Origin of the sequence: Streptomyces sp. NPDC058401 (genome assembly GCF_042722885.1) — a bacterium.
Classification (GTDB): Bacteria; Actinomycetota; Actinomycetes; order Streptomycetales; family Streptomycetaceae; genus Streptomyces.
Map to the genome: position 1 here is coordinate 15,345 of NZ_JBHXKA010000028.1, position 15,960 is coordinate 31,304.

At 71.9% G+C, this 15,960-nt stretch carries 14 protein-coding genes; 2 read left to right on the top strand and 12 right to left on the bottom strand.

Features of this window, described 5'->3' with window-relative positions; translation table 11 throughout:
* Positions 1–98 precede the first annotated feature (98 nt).
* The gene (locus tag ACFWNV_RS13255; protein ID WP_383945066.1) at positions 99–1,166 is read left to right on the top strand and encodes a glucose-1-phosphate thymidylyltransferase; all 1,068 of its coding nucleotides are present in this window, start codon (positions 99–101) and stop codon (positions 1,164–1,166) included.
* Positions 1,163–2,158, top strand: coding sequence for a dTDP-glucose 4,6-dehydratase (rfbB, locus tag ACFWNV_RS13260; protein ID WP_383945069.1), 996 nt, complete (start codon positions 1,163–1,165; stop codon positions 2,156–2,158). Before ACFWNV_RS13255 ends, rfbB begins: the two co-directional genes overlap by 4 nt.
* A gap of 73 nt (positions 2,159–2,231) precedes the next feature.
* Here rfbB and ACFWNV_RS13265 read toward each other — a convergent pair whose 3' ends face one another.
* From ACFWNV_RS13265 to ACFWNV_RS13320, 12 genes are all read right to left on the bottom strand, one after another.
* Complete coding sequence (locus ACFWNV_RS13265) at positions 2,232–2,846, bottom strand: dTDP-4-dehydrorhamnose 3,5-epimerase family protein (RefSeq protein ID WP_383945072.1); 615 nt, start codon at positions 2,844–2,846, stop codon at positions 2,232–2,234.
* A gap of 155 nt (positions 2,847–3,001) precedes the next feature.
* The gene (locus ACFWNV_RS13270) at positions 3,002–4,525 is read right to left on the bottom strand and encodes a DHA2 family efflux MFS transporter permease subunit (protein ID WP_383945075.1); all 1,524 of its coding nucleotides are present in this window, start codon (positions 4,523–4,525) and stop codon (positions 3,002–3,004) included.
* Between the two features lie 163 nt (positions 4,526–4,688).
* Entirely contained in the window at positions 4,689–5,156 is a 468-nt protein-coding gene (locus ACFWNV_RS13275) for an ester cyclase (RefSeq protein ID WP_266886876.1), read from the bottom strand.
* Positions 5,157–5,293: 137 nt separating this feature from the next.
* Entirely contained in the window at positions 5,294–5,863 is a 570-nt protein-coding gene (locus ACFWNV_RS13280; protein ID WP_383945078.1) for a cupin domain-containing protein, read from the bottom strand.
* A gap of 42 nt (positions 5,864–5,905) precedes the next feature.
* The gene (locus tag ACFWNV_RS13285) at positions 5,906–6,844 is read right to left on the bottom strand and encodes a TauD/TfdA family dioxygenase (protein WP_383945080.1); all 939 of its coding nucleotides are present in this window, start codon (positions 6,842–6,844) and stop codon (positions 5,906–5,908) included.
* Positions 6,841–8,556 (bottom strand): AMP-binding protein, encoded by a 1,716-nt coding sequence (locus ACFWNV_RS13290; protein WP_383945083.1) that lies wholly within the window; start codon positions 8,554–8,556, stop codon positions 6,841–6,843. Before ACFWNV_RS13290 ends, ACFWNV_RS13285 begins: the two co-directional genes overlap by 4 nt.
* The gene (locus ACFWNV_RS13295) at positions 8,546–9,202 is read right to left on the bottom strand and encodes a thermostable hemolysin (RefSeq protein ID WP_383945086.1); all 657 of its coding nucleotides are present in this window, start codon (positions 9,200–9,202) and stop codon (positions 8,546–8,548) included. The genes ACFWNV_RS13290 and ACFWNV_RS13295 overlap by 11 nt, the downstream gene beginning before the upstream one ends.
* 46 nt (positions 9,203–9,248) lie before the next feature.
* Positions 9,249–10,433, bottom strand: a complete 1,185-nt coding sequence (locus ACFWNV_RS13300; protein ID WP_383945089.1) for an FAD-dependent oxidoreductase — start codon at positions 10,431–10,433, stop codon at positions 9,249–9,251.
* A gap of 33 nt (positions 10,434–10,466) precedes the next feature.
* Entirely contained in the window at positions 10,467–11,459 is a 993-nt protein-coding gene (locus tag ACFWNV_RS13305) for an aldo/keto reductase (protein ID WP_383945092.1), read from the bottom strand.
* A 121-nt stretch (positions 11,460–11,580) separates the two neighbouring features.
* A complete protein-coding gene (locus ACFWNV_RS13310) occupies positions 11,581–12,450 on the bottom strand; it encodes an ester cyclase (protein ID WP_383945095.1) in 870 nt (289 codons plus the stop codon).
* A 28-nt stretch (positions 12,451–12,478) separates the two neighbouring features.
* Positions 12,479–13,588: a 3-oxoacyl-ACP synthase III family protein gene (locus ACFWNV_RS13315; protein ID WP_383945097.1), complete on the bottom strand. Its 1,110-nt coding sequence runs from the start codon at positions 13,586–13,588 to the stop codon at positions 12,479–12,481.
* Positions 13,589–13,590: 2 nt separating this feature from the next.
* Complete coding sequence (locus ACFWNV_RS13320; protein ID WP_383945100.1) at positions 13,591–15,957, bottom strand: beta-ketoacyl synthase N-terminal-like domain-containing protein; 2,367 nt, start codon at positions 15,955–15,957, stop codon at positions 13,591–13,593.
* Positions 15,958–15,960: the final 3 nt, after the last annotated feature.

The window sequence follows — 15,960 nt, forward strand, 5'->3', positions numbered from 1 at the left end:
GAGCCGTTCTGGAGGACGCCTGCACGGCCGGGCCGCCCCTTTCGGATCGTGCCCGGCCCCCACCCCGGCTCAAGTGCCCGGTCCTAGCCTTCGGTGCCATGAAAGCTCTCGTGCTCTCCGGCGGGGCCGGAACCCGCCTGCGCCCCCTCACCCACACATCAGCCAAGCAGCTCGTTCCCGTGGCCAACAAGCCGGTGCTCTTCTACGGCCTGGAGGCGATAGCCGACGCCGGCATCACCGAGGTCGGGATCGTCGTCGGGGACACCGCCGAGGAGATCAGGGAGGCCGTCGGCGACGGGTCGAAGTTCGGGCTGCAGGTCACCTACATCCCGCAGTCCGCGCCCCTGGGCCTGGCCCATGCCGTGGTGATCGCCCGCGAGTTCCTCGCCGACGACGACTTCGTCATGTACCTCGGGGACAACTTCATCGTCGGCGGCATCCGCGGCCTCGTCGAGGCCTTCCAGGCGGAGCGGCCGGCCGCGCAGATCCTGCTCACCGAGGTCTCCGACCCGAGGGCCTTCGGGGTGGCCGAGCTGGGCCCCGACGGCCGGGTGGTGGGGCTGGAGGAGAAGCCGGAGTTCCCCAAGAGCAATCTCGCGCTCGTCGGGGTCTACCTGTTCACCAGTGCCGTGCACCGGGCCGTGCGCTCCATCGAGCCGTCCTGGCGCGGGGAGCTGGAGATCACCCACGCATTGCAGTGGCTGATCGACGCCCGCGAGGACGTCCGCTCCACGACGATCTCCGGCTACTGGAAGGACACCGGGAACGTCACCGACATGCTGGAGGTCAACCGCTCCGTCCTCGAACTCGCCGAACCGCACACCCGCGGCGAGGTCGACGAGGAGAGCGAGATCATCGGGCGGGTCCAGATCGACGAGGGCGCCCGGGTGACCGGATCGCGCATCGTGGGTCCGGTGGTGATCGGGCAGGGCGCGGTGGTCTCGGGCTCCTACATCGGCCCCTTCACCTCGATCTCCCGGGACTGCCGGATCGTCGACAGCGAGATCGAGTTCTCCATCGTCCTGGACGGGGCCTCGGTGCGCGGCGTCAGCCGGGTGGAGGCCTCGATCATCGGACGCCATGCGGAGGTGACGCCGGCCCCGGCGGTGCCCGCCGCCCACCGGCTCGTCCTCGGAGACCACAGCAAGGTGCAGATATCCTCATGACCACGACACGCATCCTGGTGACCGGCGGAGCCGGGTTCATCGGCTCCCACTACGTCCGTACGCTGCTGGGCCCCGAGGGGCCGGGCGACGTGGAGATCACGGTGCTGGACAAGCTGACGTACGCGGGCAACCCCGCCAACCTCGACCCGGTCCGCGGGCACGCCGGCTTCCGGTTCGTGCAGGGCGACATCTGTGACACGGAGCTGGTGCGGGAGCTGGTGGCCGGGCACGAGCAGGTGGTGCACTTCGCCGCCGAGTCCCACGTGGACCGCTCCATCCTCGGCGCCGGCGAGTTCATCACCACGAACGTGCTGGGCACCCAGACCCTGCTGGACGCGGCGCTGCGCCGCCCCGGCGGCAGCGCGCGCTTCCTGCACGTCTCCACGGACGAGGTGTACGGCTCGGTGTCCGAGGGGTCCTGGCCGGAGAGCGATCCGCTGCGGCCCAACTCCCCGTACGCGGCCTCGAAGGCCTCCTCCGACCTCGTCGCGCTGTCGTACCACCGCACGCACGGACTCGACGTGCGGGTCACGCGCTGCTCGAACAACTACGGGCACCACCACTTCCCCGAGAAGGTCATCCCGCTGTTCGCCACCCGGCTCCTCGACGGACTGCGCGTCCCCCTGTACGGGGAAGGGCTCAACGTCCGGGACTGGCTGCACATCGACGACCACGTCCAGGGCCTGGAGCTGGTGCGCACCGGCGGCCGGCCCGGCGAGGTGTACAACATCGGCGGCGGTACGGAGCTCAGCAACAAGGAGCTGACCACGCTGCTCCTGGACCTGGCCGGTGCGGGCTGGGACAGCGTCGAGCACGTCGCCGACCGGCTGGGGCACGACCTGCGCTACTCGGTGGACTGCTCGAAGATCTCGGCCGAGCTGGGCTACCGGCCGCGCAGGGACTTCGCCGAGGGGCTCGCGGAGACCTTCGCCTGGTACCGGGACAACCGCGCCTGGTGGGAGCCGCTCCAGCAGCGGGCCGCCCTGTCCTGACGGGGCCGGCGGGGCACGACGAGGACGCGGCGGGCAGGTACGGCGCCCGCCGCGTCTTCGTCGTGCGTCCGGGTCAGCCGGCGGGGCGGTTCGCGTAGGACTCCCCGTAGGAGGCGACGGCCTGTTGGTACGTCGGGAGCAGGCCGAGGGCGACGGCCTGCGAGAGGCTCGGCGCGGCGGCGTCCTTCTCGGACCTGATGAACGGCTCCGAGCCGTTCCACGGTATGCCGATCTCCGGGTCGAGCGCCTGGATGTCCACCATGGTGCCGGGCACGTACTCCTCGGAGCAGAGGTAGTTCATGCAGGTGTCCTCGGTCAGGGCGAGGAACGCGTGGCCGAGGCCGTCCGCGAGGTAGACGCCGATGCCCGAATCGGCCTCCTGGAGGGTGGTGTCGAACATCCCGAAGGTGGGCGAGCCGACCCGCAGGTCCACGACCACGTCGAGGGCCGCGCCCCGTACGCAGGTCACCAGCTTGGCCTGGCCGGGCGGCAGCGTCGTGCCGTGGATGCCGCGGAGCGTGTTGCGCCGCGAGACCGAGAAGTTGACCTGCTTCACGGTGAACGGCTGGCCGGTCAGCTCGGTCAGTTCGCCGATGCGCCAGGCCTCGAAGAACCTGCCGCGGTTGTCCGACAGCGGCGACGGCGTGATCCGGAAGGCGTCCTGGATCTTCATCTCCTCAATGGGCATGTTTCCTCGGTTCGTTGTCGTAAGGGGTGGACTGCGGGCCGGGTCAGAGTCTGTGGTGGCCGGCTCCGGCAGCGCTCGGAGCGGGCTGGAGCGGACATGGCGACGGCCTCCGCGCGCGGGCGCGGAGGCCGTCGGGGTGCCTACGGGGCTGCGCCTCAGCGCACCGCGGCCGGTGCGGACTCCTCGGCGGCGGCAGCGGCTCCGGCGGTGCCGGTGGCCGGCGCCGGGGCGGACTGGGACGCGGACGGTGCCGTGGACGCGGACTGCGCCACCGGCGGGCCGCCTGCCTTGCGGCCCGGGGCGATCAGCATGGACAGGGTCGCGGCGGCCACCGCGGCGGCGCCGACCCACATGGCGGGGACGAGGCCGTCGACGAAGTTCTGCGGCGAGGCGTACCCGCCGTTGGCGCTGAAGATCGAGGCGAGGAGGGCCACGCCGAGGGCCGCGCCGACCTCGCGGGTGGCGGCGGTGACGCCGGAGGCGATGCCCTGTTCGTGCTCCTTGACCGAACCCATGGTCAGGTTCATCAGCGGCGCGTAGAAGAGGGCCATGCCCGCGCCGCAGATCATCAGGGAGGGCAGCTGGGCGACGTAGGAGGTGCCCGGTTCGAGGACGAAGGCCCACCAGACCATGCCGGCCGTCATCATGGCGAGGCCGAGGGTGACCACCGGCTTGCCGCCGATGCGGTCGGAGACCATGCCGCCGAGCGGGGCCACGACCATCGGCATGGCGGTCCAGGCGAGCAGCCGGACGCCGGTCTCCATGGCGCTGTAGCCCTGGATGCTCTGGAAGAACTGGGTCATCAGGAAGATCGCGCCGAACATGCCGACGGACATCAGGGCGCCGGCCAGGTTGATCGCGGTGAACGCCTTGATCCGGAACAGCCGCATCGGCACCATCGGGTGCTCGGTGTGGTTCTCCCAGACGACGAACAGCACCATCACGACGGCGCCGCCGATCATGGAGCCGAGCACCAGCGGCGAGGTCCAGCCGTCGCCGTGGCCCTTGATCAGGCCGAGGACGATGCCGAAGAGGCCGAGGCTGGCCAGGACGGTGCCGACGGCGTCGAGCCGGGAGCCGGAGATCTTGCTCTCGGCCAGCATGCGCATCGAGACCGGCGCGAGGACCAGTCCGATCGGCACGTTCAGCCAGAAGATCCACTGCCAGGAGAGGTGCTCGACGATGGCGCCGCCCACGAGCGGGCCGGCGGCGACCGAGAGTCCGTTGACGGCGCCCCAGATGCCGAGCGCCGTACCGCGCTTCTCCGCGGGGACCGCGGCGGTCAGCAGGGTCACCGACAGCGGCATGATGATCGCCGCGCCCGCGCCCTGGACGGCACGTGCCGCGATCAGCTCCTCGATGCCGGGAGCGAGCGCCGCGGCGGCCGAGGCCCCCGTGAACAGCAGCAGGCCCAGGGAGAAGACCTTGCGCCGGCCGAAGCGGTCACCGAGTGCGGCGCCGAACATCATCAGCACTGCGAAGGACAGCGTGTAGGCGTTGACCGTCCATTCCAGGTCCGTGAGGCTGCCGCCGAGTTTGTCCTTGATGGTCGGCAGCGCCGTGATGATCACTAGCTGGTCGAGCCCGGCCATGAAGGAGGCGACGCTGGTGGTGATGATGGCCCATAAGACCACCTTCTTGTTTCCACCGCCCGAGGCTGGGGAGTTGACGGCGCTCATTCAGAGCTTCCTTTCTGGAGGGTGACACATGCCGAGCCGGCGCTCACGACGCTACGGACGGAACCTCAAGTTCAACTTGAGTTCCGGTGGGGCGCCGCAACGCTGCGGGGCCCCGCACCGGCGTCGGTACGGGGCCCCGCATCAGCGCGAAGGGGGTACCCGGTCAGCCGAGCTGACGCTGGAAGGTGGCGATGTCGAAGTAGAGGGTCTCGTCGACCAGCACGTCGCCGTCGAAGTGGAAGAAGACGGCGACCGGGGCGTCGATGGACTTGCCGAGGTTGGGTATGCCCCGCCAGTCCGCCTCCTGCTTGCCGCGCGCCTGCGCTTCGAGGATGACCGCGGTGGGGGTGTGGTGCACGTGGTGCAGCTCGTGCTCCAGGTTGGGGAACGCGGCCTGGAGCTCGGCGAAGTAGCCCTTCTTGATGGCTTCCGCGCCGATCAGCGGGCCCTCCTCGAAGGCCTGGATGCGGTAGACGCCGCCGCGCGGGAAGGTGGCGAGCACACCGTCGATGTCCCAGGCGATCTCGGCGACCGTGTGCTCCAGGATGACCGCTTCGCGCTTCTTGCGCAGGTCGGCATCGGGCTGGGGCAGGTCCGCACCGGGCAGGATGAACTCGTGCTCCATGGCCATGACATTTCCTCCACGCAGTGACCGTCTTCTGATGCGGCTGACGCTAGGAGGCACGCCTCGGCGCGCCCTCGCGTCCCGCTCGAATGCCGGTTCGTGCGGGTGGACGTACGGGCGAAAGCGGTGGTCGGGCAGGTTGGTCAGGCGGCGGTCCGGTCCTGGCCGGTGCGCTGCGGCGGGCGGTAGGTGGGGCGGTAGCCGCAGGCCAGGCCGACCGGCGCGAGCAGGGTGGACAGGGCCATGTCGACGGCGTGGGGGCGGCCGGTGACGGCCCGGTACTCGTCACGGAAGCCCAGGGCGAGCAGCGGCATCTGCAGGAAGGGGGTGCCGTCGGGACGCAGCCTGCCTTCACCGGCCAGCCCCCACAGGGTCTCGAAGAGCTGCTCGGTCCGGTAGGCGGGGGTGACGCGCCAGGTCATCCGGGCCCGCTCCGGACCGTCGTTCCACATCGAGTGGGCCACGCCCGGCGGGATGTGGAACTCGGCGCCCGCGCTGTAGGTGTGCAGGGTGCCGTCGAGCCGGACGTTGATCTGCCCGCTCTGCACGCGGAAGAGCTCGGTCTGCTTCGGGTGGTAGTGCGCGGGCGGCATGTGGGCGGCGCTCGCGTAGTCGACCTCCACTTCCAGGTAGGCGCCGTCCGTGTCGGCCGCCGTGGCCAGGAAGGTGAGCCGGTCGTCCCCCATGTGCAGGGTGTCTCCGGAGCGTGCCATCGGATGTGTCTCCCATCGGTACGGACGGTTCGGTACGGACGGTCAGGCGGCGGGGGCCTCGACGTAGCTGAGGGCGTTGAAGATGGTGCGGTTCGGATCGGTGATGGCCCGGCGGCCGTGCATGACCCGGGTGTTGTCGATGAGGGCGGCGTCGCCGTCCTGCCAGTCGAGGTTCTCCGTGAGCCGGGCCGTCACCGCCTCGACCTCGGCCAGCAGTTCCGCGGACAGCTCGGTGCCGTCGGCGAAGGTGATCTTCGGCTTCTCGTAGTTGAAGGAGGGGCCCAGGATGCTGTTGGCGAAGGAGGGCCGCTCGGCGAAGACGGTGCGGCCGGCGGCGGGGGTCCGGAAGGAGTAGCGGACTCCGCCGTCCTCCTGGGCCACGATCCTGGTGCCGGGCGTCCGGTCGCCGAGGGCGATGAGTTCCTCGACGTCGATCTCCCCGGCGGGCTTGGTGCCGCCGAGCAGGTGGTGGGCCATGGCGCGCCACTGGGCCTCGGCGACGTAGCGGCTGTAGACGATGTCCTGCGCGGCGAAGGCCTCGCGCGCCGCCGGGCTGAAGGCGTCCCAGACGCGGTAGCCGTCGCAGACGGTGGTCTGGGAGCCGGAGGAGGCGGCCTTCTCGCAGAAGAACCAGGCGAGGTGGGAGCGGAAGGGGCTGTTGCCGTTCTCGGTGTGCAGGCCGACCTCGTCGAAGCCGGCGTCCACCTTCTGGGCGACCTCGGAGTAGAAGTCGCGGGCGGGGTCGAGGGTGGTGGACGTGGAGGTGGCCTGTACCAGGGCGGTGAAGCTCGCCATGTCGGAGGTGAAGCCGCGGAGCAGCAGGAAGCCCGCCTCCGCCAGCAGCTCGCGCAGGACCTTCGGGTCGATGTCCGCGAGGCTTCCGCCCTCGACGGGCTCCACGAGCAGTCCGGTGCCGGTGCCGTAGGGGGTGGTCCTGACAGCGGTGGTCGGGACGGCGGTCGTGATGACGGCGGAGGTCATGCCTTCTCCAGGTTCTTCTCGGCGTGGTGGGGCTCGGTGTGGTGGTGGTCGGTGGGGTGGTGGTCGGTGTGGAGGCGCAGGACGTGGGCCCGTACGACGTCGCGCCGGGGGCGTCCGGTGACGGTGAAGCAGGTGGCGTATCCGGGGTCGTCCTCGGGCATGAGGTGGATGACGGCGGCGCGTTCGATGCCAGAGAGCCGTTCGCGGCCGAACGCGTCGATCCGGCGCCGTGCGGTGGCGTGGTCCAGGCCGGCGTCGACGACGAAGAGGCCGTGGACCTGTTCGAGCCCGTCGGCGACGACCGCGGCCTCGCGGACGAAGCCGAGCTCGCGGTAGCGGGACTCGACCCACTCCGGAGAGACGTTGCGCCCGCTCGCGGTGATCACCATGCTCTTCTTGCGGCCGGTGATCCGCAGGTATCCGTCCTCGTCGATCTCGGCGAGGTCGCCGGTGTGCAGCCGGCCCTGTTCGTCCACGACGACGCTGGAGGGGTCCTCCCGGGTGTACCCGGCGAAGAGGGAGGTGCTGTGGATCAGCAGTTCGCCGTCGTCGGCCAGTTCGGCCTTGACGTGGTCGAGCGGGCGTCCCACGGTGCCGAACCGGACCTCGCCGGGGACGTTCCAGGAGACCACCGAGGAGTTCTCGCTGAGCCCGTAGCCCTCGTGGACGGTGAGTCCGTACGCGTCCAGGCGCCGCAGCACCTCCGCGGGCACGGGGGCTCCGCCGCAGGCGATGAAGACCGGGCCGTCGTGGCCGAAGATCCGCTGGTGGCGTTCGCGCACGCCCTCCTCGGGCCGCTCGTCGCACAGCGCGAGGAACAGGGCGGCGACCGTGGGCGGTACGACGAGGGCGGTGGGCCGGGCCTGGCGCAGCAGGCCGAGCATCCGGGGGCCGGCGTCGGCGGCGGTGCCGACCAGTGCGGTGCCGGGCGGCAGGAAGGACACCGAACCGCCGGTGAGGAAGGGCATGTAGAGCCCGGCGACCTGCTCGATGAGCAGGCTCAGGGGCACGACCGAGAGGTAGCGCTCGAAGTCGGCCGGGCGGATCCGTGCCCGCAGCGAGGTCAGCAGCTCGTCCAGGCCGTGCCGGCGGATCCGTACCCCCTTGGGGGCCGAGGTGGTGCCGGAGGTGTGGATGACCTTGACGACCGCGTCCTGCTCGGGGACTTCGGGGCGGGGCGCCGCGGCGGGGGCTTCGGCCAGCAGTTCGGGCAGGCGGACGGGGGTCACCGGGCAGCCGGCCGGCAGGACGGCGGTCCCGTCGGTGCCGGTCCAGCGCTCCAGGGCGCGGGCGCCGCCGTCGTCGACGAGGCAGAGGTCGGCGCTCTCCAGGAGGGAGGCCGCCTGCTCGGCGGTGAAGGCGGTGGGGACCGGGATCTCCACGGCTCCGCCGAACAGGAGGGCGAGGTCGGCGACGACCCACTCGGGGGAGTTCTCGGCGAGCAGTCCCACGCGGGCGGGGCGGCCGTGCTCCCCGGCCCAGCGTTCGAGGCGCCGGGCCCAGACGAGGGCGGCGCCGATGATCTCGCGGTAGCTCCAGGAGGCCGCGGTCCCGGCGGCGGCGGCGTCCGGTCCGGCGCGGTCCGGTCCGGCGGCGTCCGGTCCGGCGCCATCCGGTCCGGCGGCGGTGAGCACGCGCACCATCACGGCGTCACTGTCCGCCTGTTCCAGCAGTCTCCCGGCGAGGGACACCCGGGATGTGTCACGCGGCACGGGTCAGCACCTTCGCCTCCGGGCGGTTGCTGACGAACCGCATGTCGATCGTCTCGAAGCAGTAGCGGCCGATCGCGGCGAGCAGCAGCGTGCTCTGCTCGGCGGCTATGGCGTACCCGACCATCGGCCGGGTCTCGTAGTACGAGCCCCAGGCGGCGGCCTCCTCGGTGGAGAGCCGGTCGGGCGAGGCGTCGGCGAGGGGGTGGAAGACGACGCCGAGGCGCTTCATCAGGGCGGCGAGCCGGTGGGTCATCGTCATGACCGCGTAGGGCCGGCCGAGGCAGGCCATGACCAGCGGGATGGCCTTGATGATCTCGGCGCCGGCGGTGGCCCGGATCGAGGAGATGTTGCCGACCTGCATGACCTGGGAGCGCTTGACCGGAGATTCGACGGAGGCGCTGATGACCTCCTCGACGGGAGCGTCGAGGTAGCGCTCCAGCAGGATGGGCCCCTCGCCCTCGGGGAAGGACAGGCCCGCACAGGCGAGGGCTTCCTCGGTTCCGTCCTCGGAGTCCTCGAAGAAGGCGAGGAAGCTGTCCGGGTCGGGAGAAATGCTGGCCTTGTACTGCTTGGCGAACACCTTCTGGGAAAGGTCTGCGGCGACCAGCCAGTCGGGAGTGCCTCGCTCGGAAAGCGTGATTCTCATGTGCCGCCCCTTTTTGGAGGGTGGAGTGGGAAGAGGGGAGGGGTTCTCAGCGCAGGCTGCCGACGGCGGTGCGCCGTGTCACCGGCTTGGCGGCGACGGCGAGTCCGGCGGCGTGCACGGCGCTGTTGATCGAGGTCTCGGCGAGGATGCCGGGGGCGGCGACGGCGTCGCCGATCAGGTAGACGCCGTCCCCGCGGTCGACGGCGGGGCGGTCGCGCCAGCTCAGGCCGGGCAGGTCGAGGGCTCCGGTGCGGCCCCGGGAGACTCCGTCGCGGCGCCACAGGATGCGGTCTTGCCAGCCCGGGGTGGTGAGGTCGAAGAGCTTCTCCAGCCGGGCCAGCGCCTCGTTCTTGGACTCGCCGGGACGCAGCGGCATGGCTCCCTGGAAGAGGGCCTCGCCCTTCGGGGCGAGCGAGGGGTCGTGGTCGGAGTACTGGGAGGTGAACCCGCCCTCGTCCATGTCGAAGGAGACGTTGCCGTCCTTCTTCGAACGTGTCACGGCCATGTCAAGCAGAGCCGAGGTGCCGCTGGGCCAGTCCAGCGAGCTGTCGCCGAGCAGGCTGCGGGCCGAGGCGAGCGAGGTGGCGACGATCACCGGTCCGTCGGTGGGCAGTTCGGTGAGCCGCGATCCGGTCTCGATGACGACGCCGTGCCGCTTGGCCACCCGCTCCATGCGCTCGACGACCGTGCCCCAGCCACCGATGAAGTAGCGGCTGGGCAGCGGGAAGCGGGGGGTGCCCACGCGCAGCAGCCGCTCCCAGACGAAGGCCGCGGACAGCCGGCCCGGGTCCCCGTCGAAGAGGATGGGGCCGAGGAAGCCGAGGGCCTCGTTGACGGTCTGCTGCTCGAAGCGCTCGCTCGCCCAGTCCTGGAAGGAGCGGTCGATCGGGACCTCGATGTCCCGGTGGAGCCAGCACATCTTCATGTAGCCGTTCGGCAGGGTCATCCGCAGTTTGCCCTGGTGCCGGAAGCGCATCCGGGTCCACTCGTGGAACGACAGCCGTACGTAGCGGCCGGCCAGGCCGCGCTGGAGCAGCCAGTGCCAGACGGGCCCGTTGTCCATGATGGTGTGCGGGCCGTCGTTGGTGACGTAGGGGGCCGAGGCCGACCGGGCGCGCCCGCCCAGGTGCGAGTGGGCCTCGTGGACGGTGACGCGCGCACCCTGCTCCGCGGCGGAGATCGCCGCGGCCAGGCCGGCCAGACCGCCGCCGATGATCGTGATGTTCGCCATGGTCATTCACTCACTCACGTTGGGATGGACGGGTCAGCCGTCAACGGTGGCCATGGCGCCGGCGGGGTAGCGGTCGCCCACCGTGCTGCCGTGGGGGGCGATCCGGTCGAGGGCCGCGAGGTCGTCGGCGCTCAGCGCGACGGCACTGGCGGCGATGTTCTCCTCCAGGTACTTCACCCGCTTGGTGCCGGGGATGGCGACGACGTCGTCGCCCTGGGCCAGTACCCAGGCCAGCGCGAGCTGTCCGGTGGTGATCCCCTTGGCCGTGGCCAGGGCCTCCAGCTGCTCGACGACGTGCAGGTTGGCGTCGAGGTTGTCCTTCTGGAAGCGGGGGGCCACCCGGCGGAAGTCGTGCGCGGCCAGGTTGTCGAGGTTGCGGATGGCGCCGGTCAGCAGGCCCCGGCCGAGCGGGCTGTAGCCGACGAAGCCGATGCCGAGCTCGCGGACCGTCGCCAGGACCTCGTTGACCTCGACGTCGCGGGTGGACAGCGAGTACTCGGTCTGGACGGCGGTGAGCGGGTGGACGGCGTGGGCGCGGCGGATGGTCGGGGCGGCCGCCTCGGAGATGCCGAGGTGGCGGACCTTGCCTGCGGCCACCAGCTCGGCGAGGGCGCCGAAGGTCTCCTCGACCGGTACGTCGGGGTCGACCCGGTGCAGGTAGTAGAGGTCGATCCGGTCGGTGCCGAGCCGGCGCAGGCTGCCTTCGATCGCCGCGCGGATGTACTCCGGGCGGCCGTTCTGCCTGCCGGTGATCTGCCCGTCCGGGGTGACCTCGTTGCCGACCTTGGAGGCGACGACCACCTCGTCGCGCCGGCCCGCGATGACCTTGGCGACGAACTCCTCGTTGGTGTGCGGACCGTAGAAGTCCGAGGTGTCGAGGAGGTTCACGCCGAGTTCGAAGGCCCGGTGGGCCGTACGCAGGGCCTCCTGGTCGTCGGCCGGGCCGTAGGCGAAGGTCATGCCCATGCATCCGAGACCCTGCTCGGAGACCGTCAGCCCCTGGCTGCCGAGCTTTCGTTGCCGCATCATCATGCGCCTTCCGCGGTAGTTATCGACGCTAGAAATCCTAGCAGAGCTAGACTAGAGAACTGCCGGAGCCGCCCTCGAGGCTGGGCCGGGAGGGCGGCGACCCGTCGTGTCGCTGCGGTCAGGCCGCGGAGCTCAGTTCGCTCGTGACGGAGGACCAGGCGTGCTCCTGCTCCCCCGCGTTCCCCGCGGCGAAGGCCTCCCAGGGGTCGGCGCCGAGCGCCCCGGCCGCGGCCTCGCGCAGCCATACGTCGAAGGCGTCGCGGGACTGGCCCAGCCGCTTCGCGGCCCCTGCCGGATCGCGTGCCTCGACCCGGTGCACCAGCACGTCCCGGTCGCCGAGGCGCTGGAGGGCGAAGGACTCCTGGAGGATGCCGGCCCTGCGCCGGGAGGCCTCGTACTCCCTCAGCCGCGGCCCGGAGAACTCCGCCTGTACGTCCTTCCAGCGCGCGGCGCCGCCCTCGGGGAGCGGCAGCAGTACGGTGGCGGGCTCGACGGTCCGGCGCGCGGCGGCGCGGGCGGCGCCGCGCGAGGAGGGCGCGAGGCGCCGCATGCCGAGGACGGAGAGCATGTTGGACTCGACGCCGATGCCCCAGCGTTCGGCGATCAGGCCGTCGTCCAGGAGGCGCCAGACCACCACGCCCTGGAACTCGATGTAGCGGTCGGTGGGCGGCATGCCGAGGAACTCGCCCCGGTGGGTGCCGCGCCAGGTGTTGTGGATGACGACGTGATCGCCGTGGGCGCTCATGTCCTCGATGGTCACGTGCAGGTCGGGGAAGCCCTCGCGCAGGCCCGCGATGGTGTACTTGACCCCCTCCAGCCCCTCGGGCGCACCCGGCAGCGGCTGGTGGTCGACCATGTCGGGGCTGTAGATCTCCTCCACGATGGAGAAGTCGCCCCGGTTCACGAAGGTGTCGAAGACCGCACGGATGGTCTTCTTGTTGCGCTCCTCCACGCTCACCGCGCTGCGCACCGTCTCTTGTATCGACACGTTCCGTCCTTAACTGGTGGGGAAGGCCTTAACTGGTGGGGAAGGGTGCTTCCCAGGTGAGGGTGAGTCCCGCGTACAGGTAGCGGCTGGCCTCGATCGCGAGCAGCAGCACGGTGTCCCCGGGCCGGATGCGGCCCTCGGTCCAGCCGGCGTCCAGGGCGAGGGGGACCGCGGCGGAGCCGGTGGCTCCCACGTCGGTGAGGTTCTCCACGATGATCTTGCTCAGGGTGGCCTGGTCCTCGGCGGACAGTCCGGCCGTGCCGTACTCGCTCGCGAAGTACTCGGCGTTGCCCTCGGGCAGCACGCATGCGTCGATGTCGGAGAGGGCGAGCCCCGAGCGGCGCAGCATGTCGTGGATGCCCTCCACGAAGACCTTGGGGCCGAACTGGGCGGTGCCGGGGATGTCGAGCTTGATGTCCATCAGCCGCGTGCGCTGCTGCTGTTCGTGCAGCGGGGCGTCGGTGCCGCCGCCGACGATCAGCATGCCGGGCTTGCGGGCGCCGCCCATGGACCGCGTGGCGAACACCTGGCGGCTGCCCTCGTGGGCCGAGCCCTCCTCGCCGCCGCGCAGCACCACGGCCCCGGCCCCGTCGCCGAAGGTGTAGACGGTGAGCCGGTCGCGCATCCGCACCTTGTGCGGGTCGCGGCCGAGGAAGACGGGGGCGAGCAGCGGGGAGACCGACTCGGCGCCGATGACGAGCGCGGTGCGGTAGGTGCCGTCGGCCAGCAGGCGCCGGGCGATGTCGAAGGCCTGGACGGCGCCCACGCAGCCGGCGCGGACCTCGATCACCGCGCAGTCGGCCAGGCCGAGCTGCTCCTGGACGTAGGTGGCCGCGACCGGCAGGAGGTAGTCCGGGCTGGCGGTGGAGAGCACGATGAGGTCGACCTCGGCCGCCTCCACGCCGGCCCGCTCCAGGGCCTGGCGGGCGGCGGCGGTGGCCATGGCGGAGGTGCTCGTACGGTGTTCTCCGGTGGCCGGGTCCACCATCCAGTGGCGGCGTTTGACCTGGATGCCTTCCAGGACGTCGTCGGGGAGCGGGCCGCAGACCCGGGCCAGGGCGTCGTTGTCGAGGGGGTCGCCCGGCAGGTGGGCGCCGGTGGCGAGGATCGATACGTGTCGGTCGGTGCTGGGTGACATGGTCAGTTCTCCGTAGCGGGACGCAGGACGAGGCTGATGTGGGTCCCCCCGAGCGAGGAGCTGTTGATGAGGACCGGCCCGCTGTCCAGGCCGTTGTCCCAGCCCGTGAGGGCGAGTACGGCCGCCAGCTGTGCTCCCGCGCCGGCCGGCTCGCCGAGCGTCCGCTTGGGGGTGTGGACCGGGACGGAGCCGGCTCCGTCGAGCCGGCCGGCGGCCAGCGTCTCGGGGCCGTCGGCGCGTTCCAGACCGGCCGCGTTGGCCCAGATCCCGGTCAGCTCGCCCGGCTGGACGCCCGCGTGGGCCAGGGCTCCGCGCATGGCCCGCTCCACGCCCTCGCCCTCGGCGTCCCAGCGGCCGATGCCCTGGGCGTCGCAGGTGGTGGCGTGTCCCGCGAACTCGGCCAGGATCCGGGCGCCGCGGGCCAGGGCGCTCGACTCGCGCTCCAGGACCAGGGCGATGCCCCCTTCGGACAGGGTGTAGGCCGCGTCCCCGAAGAGGGGCAGGCCGCGGTAGGCCGCCAGTACGCCCGGGGAGAGGTCCTCCACCGCCGGGCAGAGCACGGCGTCCGCGCGGCCCTGGAGCAGCAGGTCGTAGGCGACGGTGAGGGCCGAGGCCCCGGCCGCGTGACCGGTGGTCACCGTGGAGGTGGGGCCCTTGGCGCCGACGTTCATGGCGACCTGGCCGGCGGCGGCGTTGAAGACGGTGTTGGGGAACACCGCGGGGCTGCCGTAGGTGGGGCAGATGTCGAGGACGGGCTGCAGGAAGTCCTCGATGCTGCGCATCGGGCCCAGTCCGGTGCCCAGGACGACGCCGACCCGCTCGTCGGCGGTGAGGCCGGCGTGCTCCAGGGCGACGCGGCAGGAGGCCACGGCGAGCTGGCCGAGGCGGTCCATGCGGCGCCGCTCGGCGGGTGTGGTGTGCGCCGCCGCGTCGAAGTCCGCGCGCGCGACGCGCAGTCCGTCCTCCTCCGCGCCCAGCGGGCTGCCATCGCTCCAGGCCCGCCACAGCGCCTCGGCGCCGGTCCCGGCCGAGGTGATCGCGGCGAAGCCGGTGACCACCACCTTCTCGCCGGCGGGCGGGACCTCGGCGGTGAACCGCCGGGCGTCGGGCCGGCCGAAGGCCACGCACGCGTTGGCCCCGGCGAAGGCGAAGTTGTTCGAGAGCGCGGCGTCCATGGCGTGCGGGCGCCCGGCGTCGGGCACGGCGTCCAGGCCGCACTTGGGGTCCACACCGGTGAAGTTGGCCGTGGGCGGGGCGATCTGTTCGACCAGCGCCCGGACGGTGACGATGGCCTCGACGGCCCCGGCGGCGCCCAGCAGGTGGCCGATCATCGACTTGGAGCTGCTGAGCGGGGTCTTCTCGGCGGCCTCGCCCAGGGCGGCGCGGACCGCGTTGCTCTCGGCGGAGTCGTTCTTGGGCGTGCCGGTGCCGTGGCCGTTGATGTAGCCGACGTCCTCGGGGGTGAGGCCGGAGGAGGTCAGCGCGCCGCGGATGGCACGGGCCGCGCCCTCGCCCTTGGGGTGCGGGGCGGTGGCGTGGTAGCCGTCGGCGGAGAGCCCGTAGCCCAGGACCTCGGCGAGGATCGGGGCGCCCGCGGCGCGGGCCACGGACTCCTCGGCCAGGACGAGCATGCCCGCGCCCTCGCCCAGCGAGAGGCCGTCGCGGTCCTTGGAGTACGGGGCGGCCGGCTTGCTGGACAGCGACTGGAGGCTGGTGAACCCGGCCCACGCCGTCTCGGTGAAGGCGTCGCTGCCCCCGACGAGCATGGCGTCGGAGTGCCCCGAGCGGATCGATTCGACGGCGTGGGCGATGGCGTGGGCGCCCGAGGCGCAGGCCGTGTTCACCGACAGGGACGGCCCCTTGAGGCCGAAGGCGCTGCTGAGGGCCTCCGCGATGGCCTGCGGGGGCACCAGCAGGTAGTGCCGGCCGTCGTCCTCGGGGGCGCCGCCGGCCCGGGCTCTGCGGGCGAGCTTCTCCGCACTGCGCAGCCCGCCGTTGCAGGAGCCGAAGGAGACGCCCCAGCGGTCGGCGGGCAGGCCGCCGAGGTCCGCCTGGTCCAGGGCCTCCTGCGCCGCCGCCAGGGCGAAGTCGACGGCCGGCTCGCGTTCGCGTCCGCCGAAGGCGGCCAGGTAGTCGTAGGCGGGGGCGAGCTCGCTCTGGACCTCGCCGCCGATGTCGGTGCCGTAGAAGTCCATCGGCATGCCGCGCACCGGTCCGATGGCCGAGTATCCGGCCCGTACGCCCTCCCACAGCGCCGTGGCGGTGGCGCCCTGGGCGGTCACGGCGCCGACGCCGCAGACCACCACGGTCCGGGTCCGGCCGCCGGTGCCGTCCGGCACGGTGTCGTGCTCGTACATGTCGTCGGTCATGTC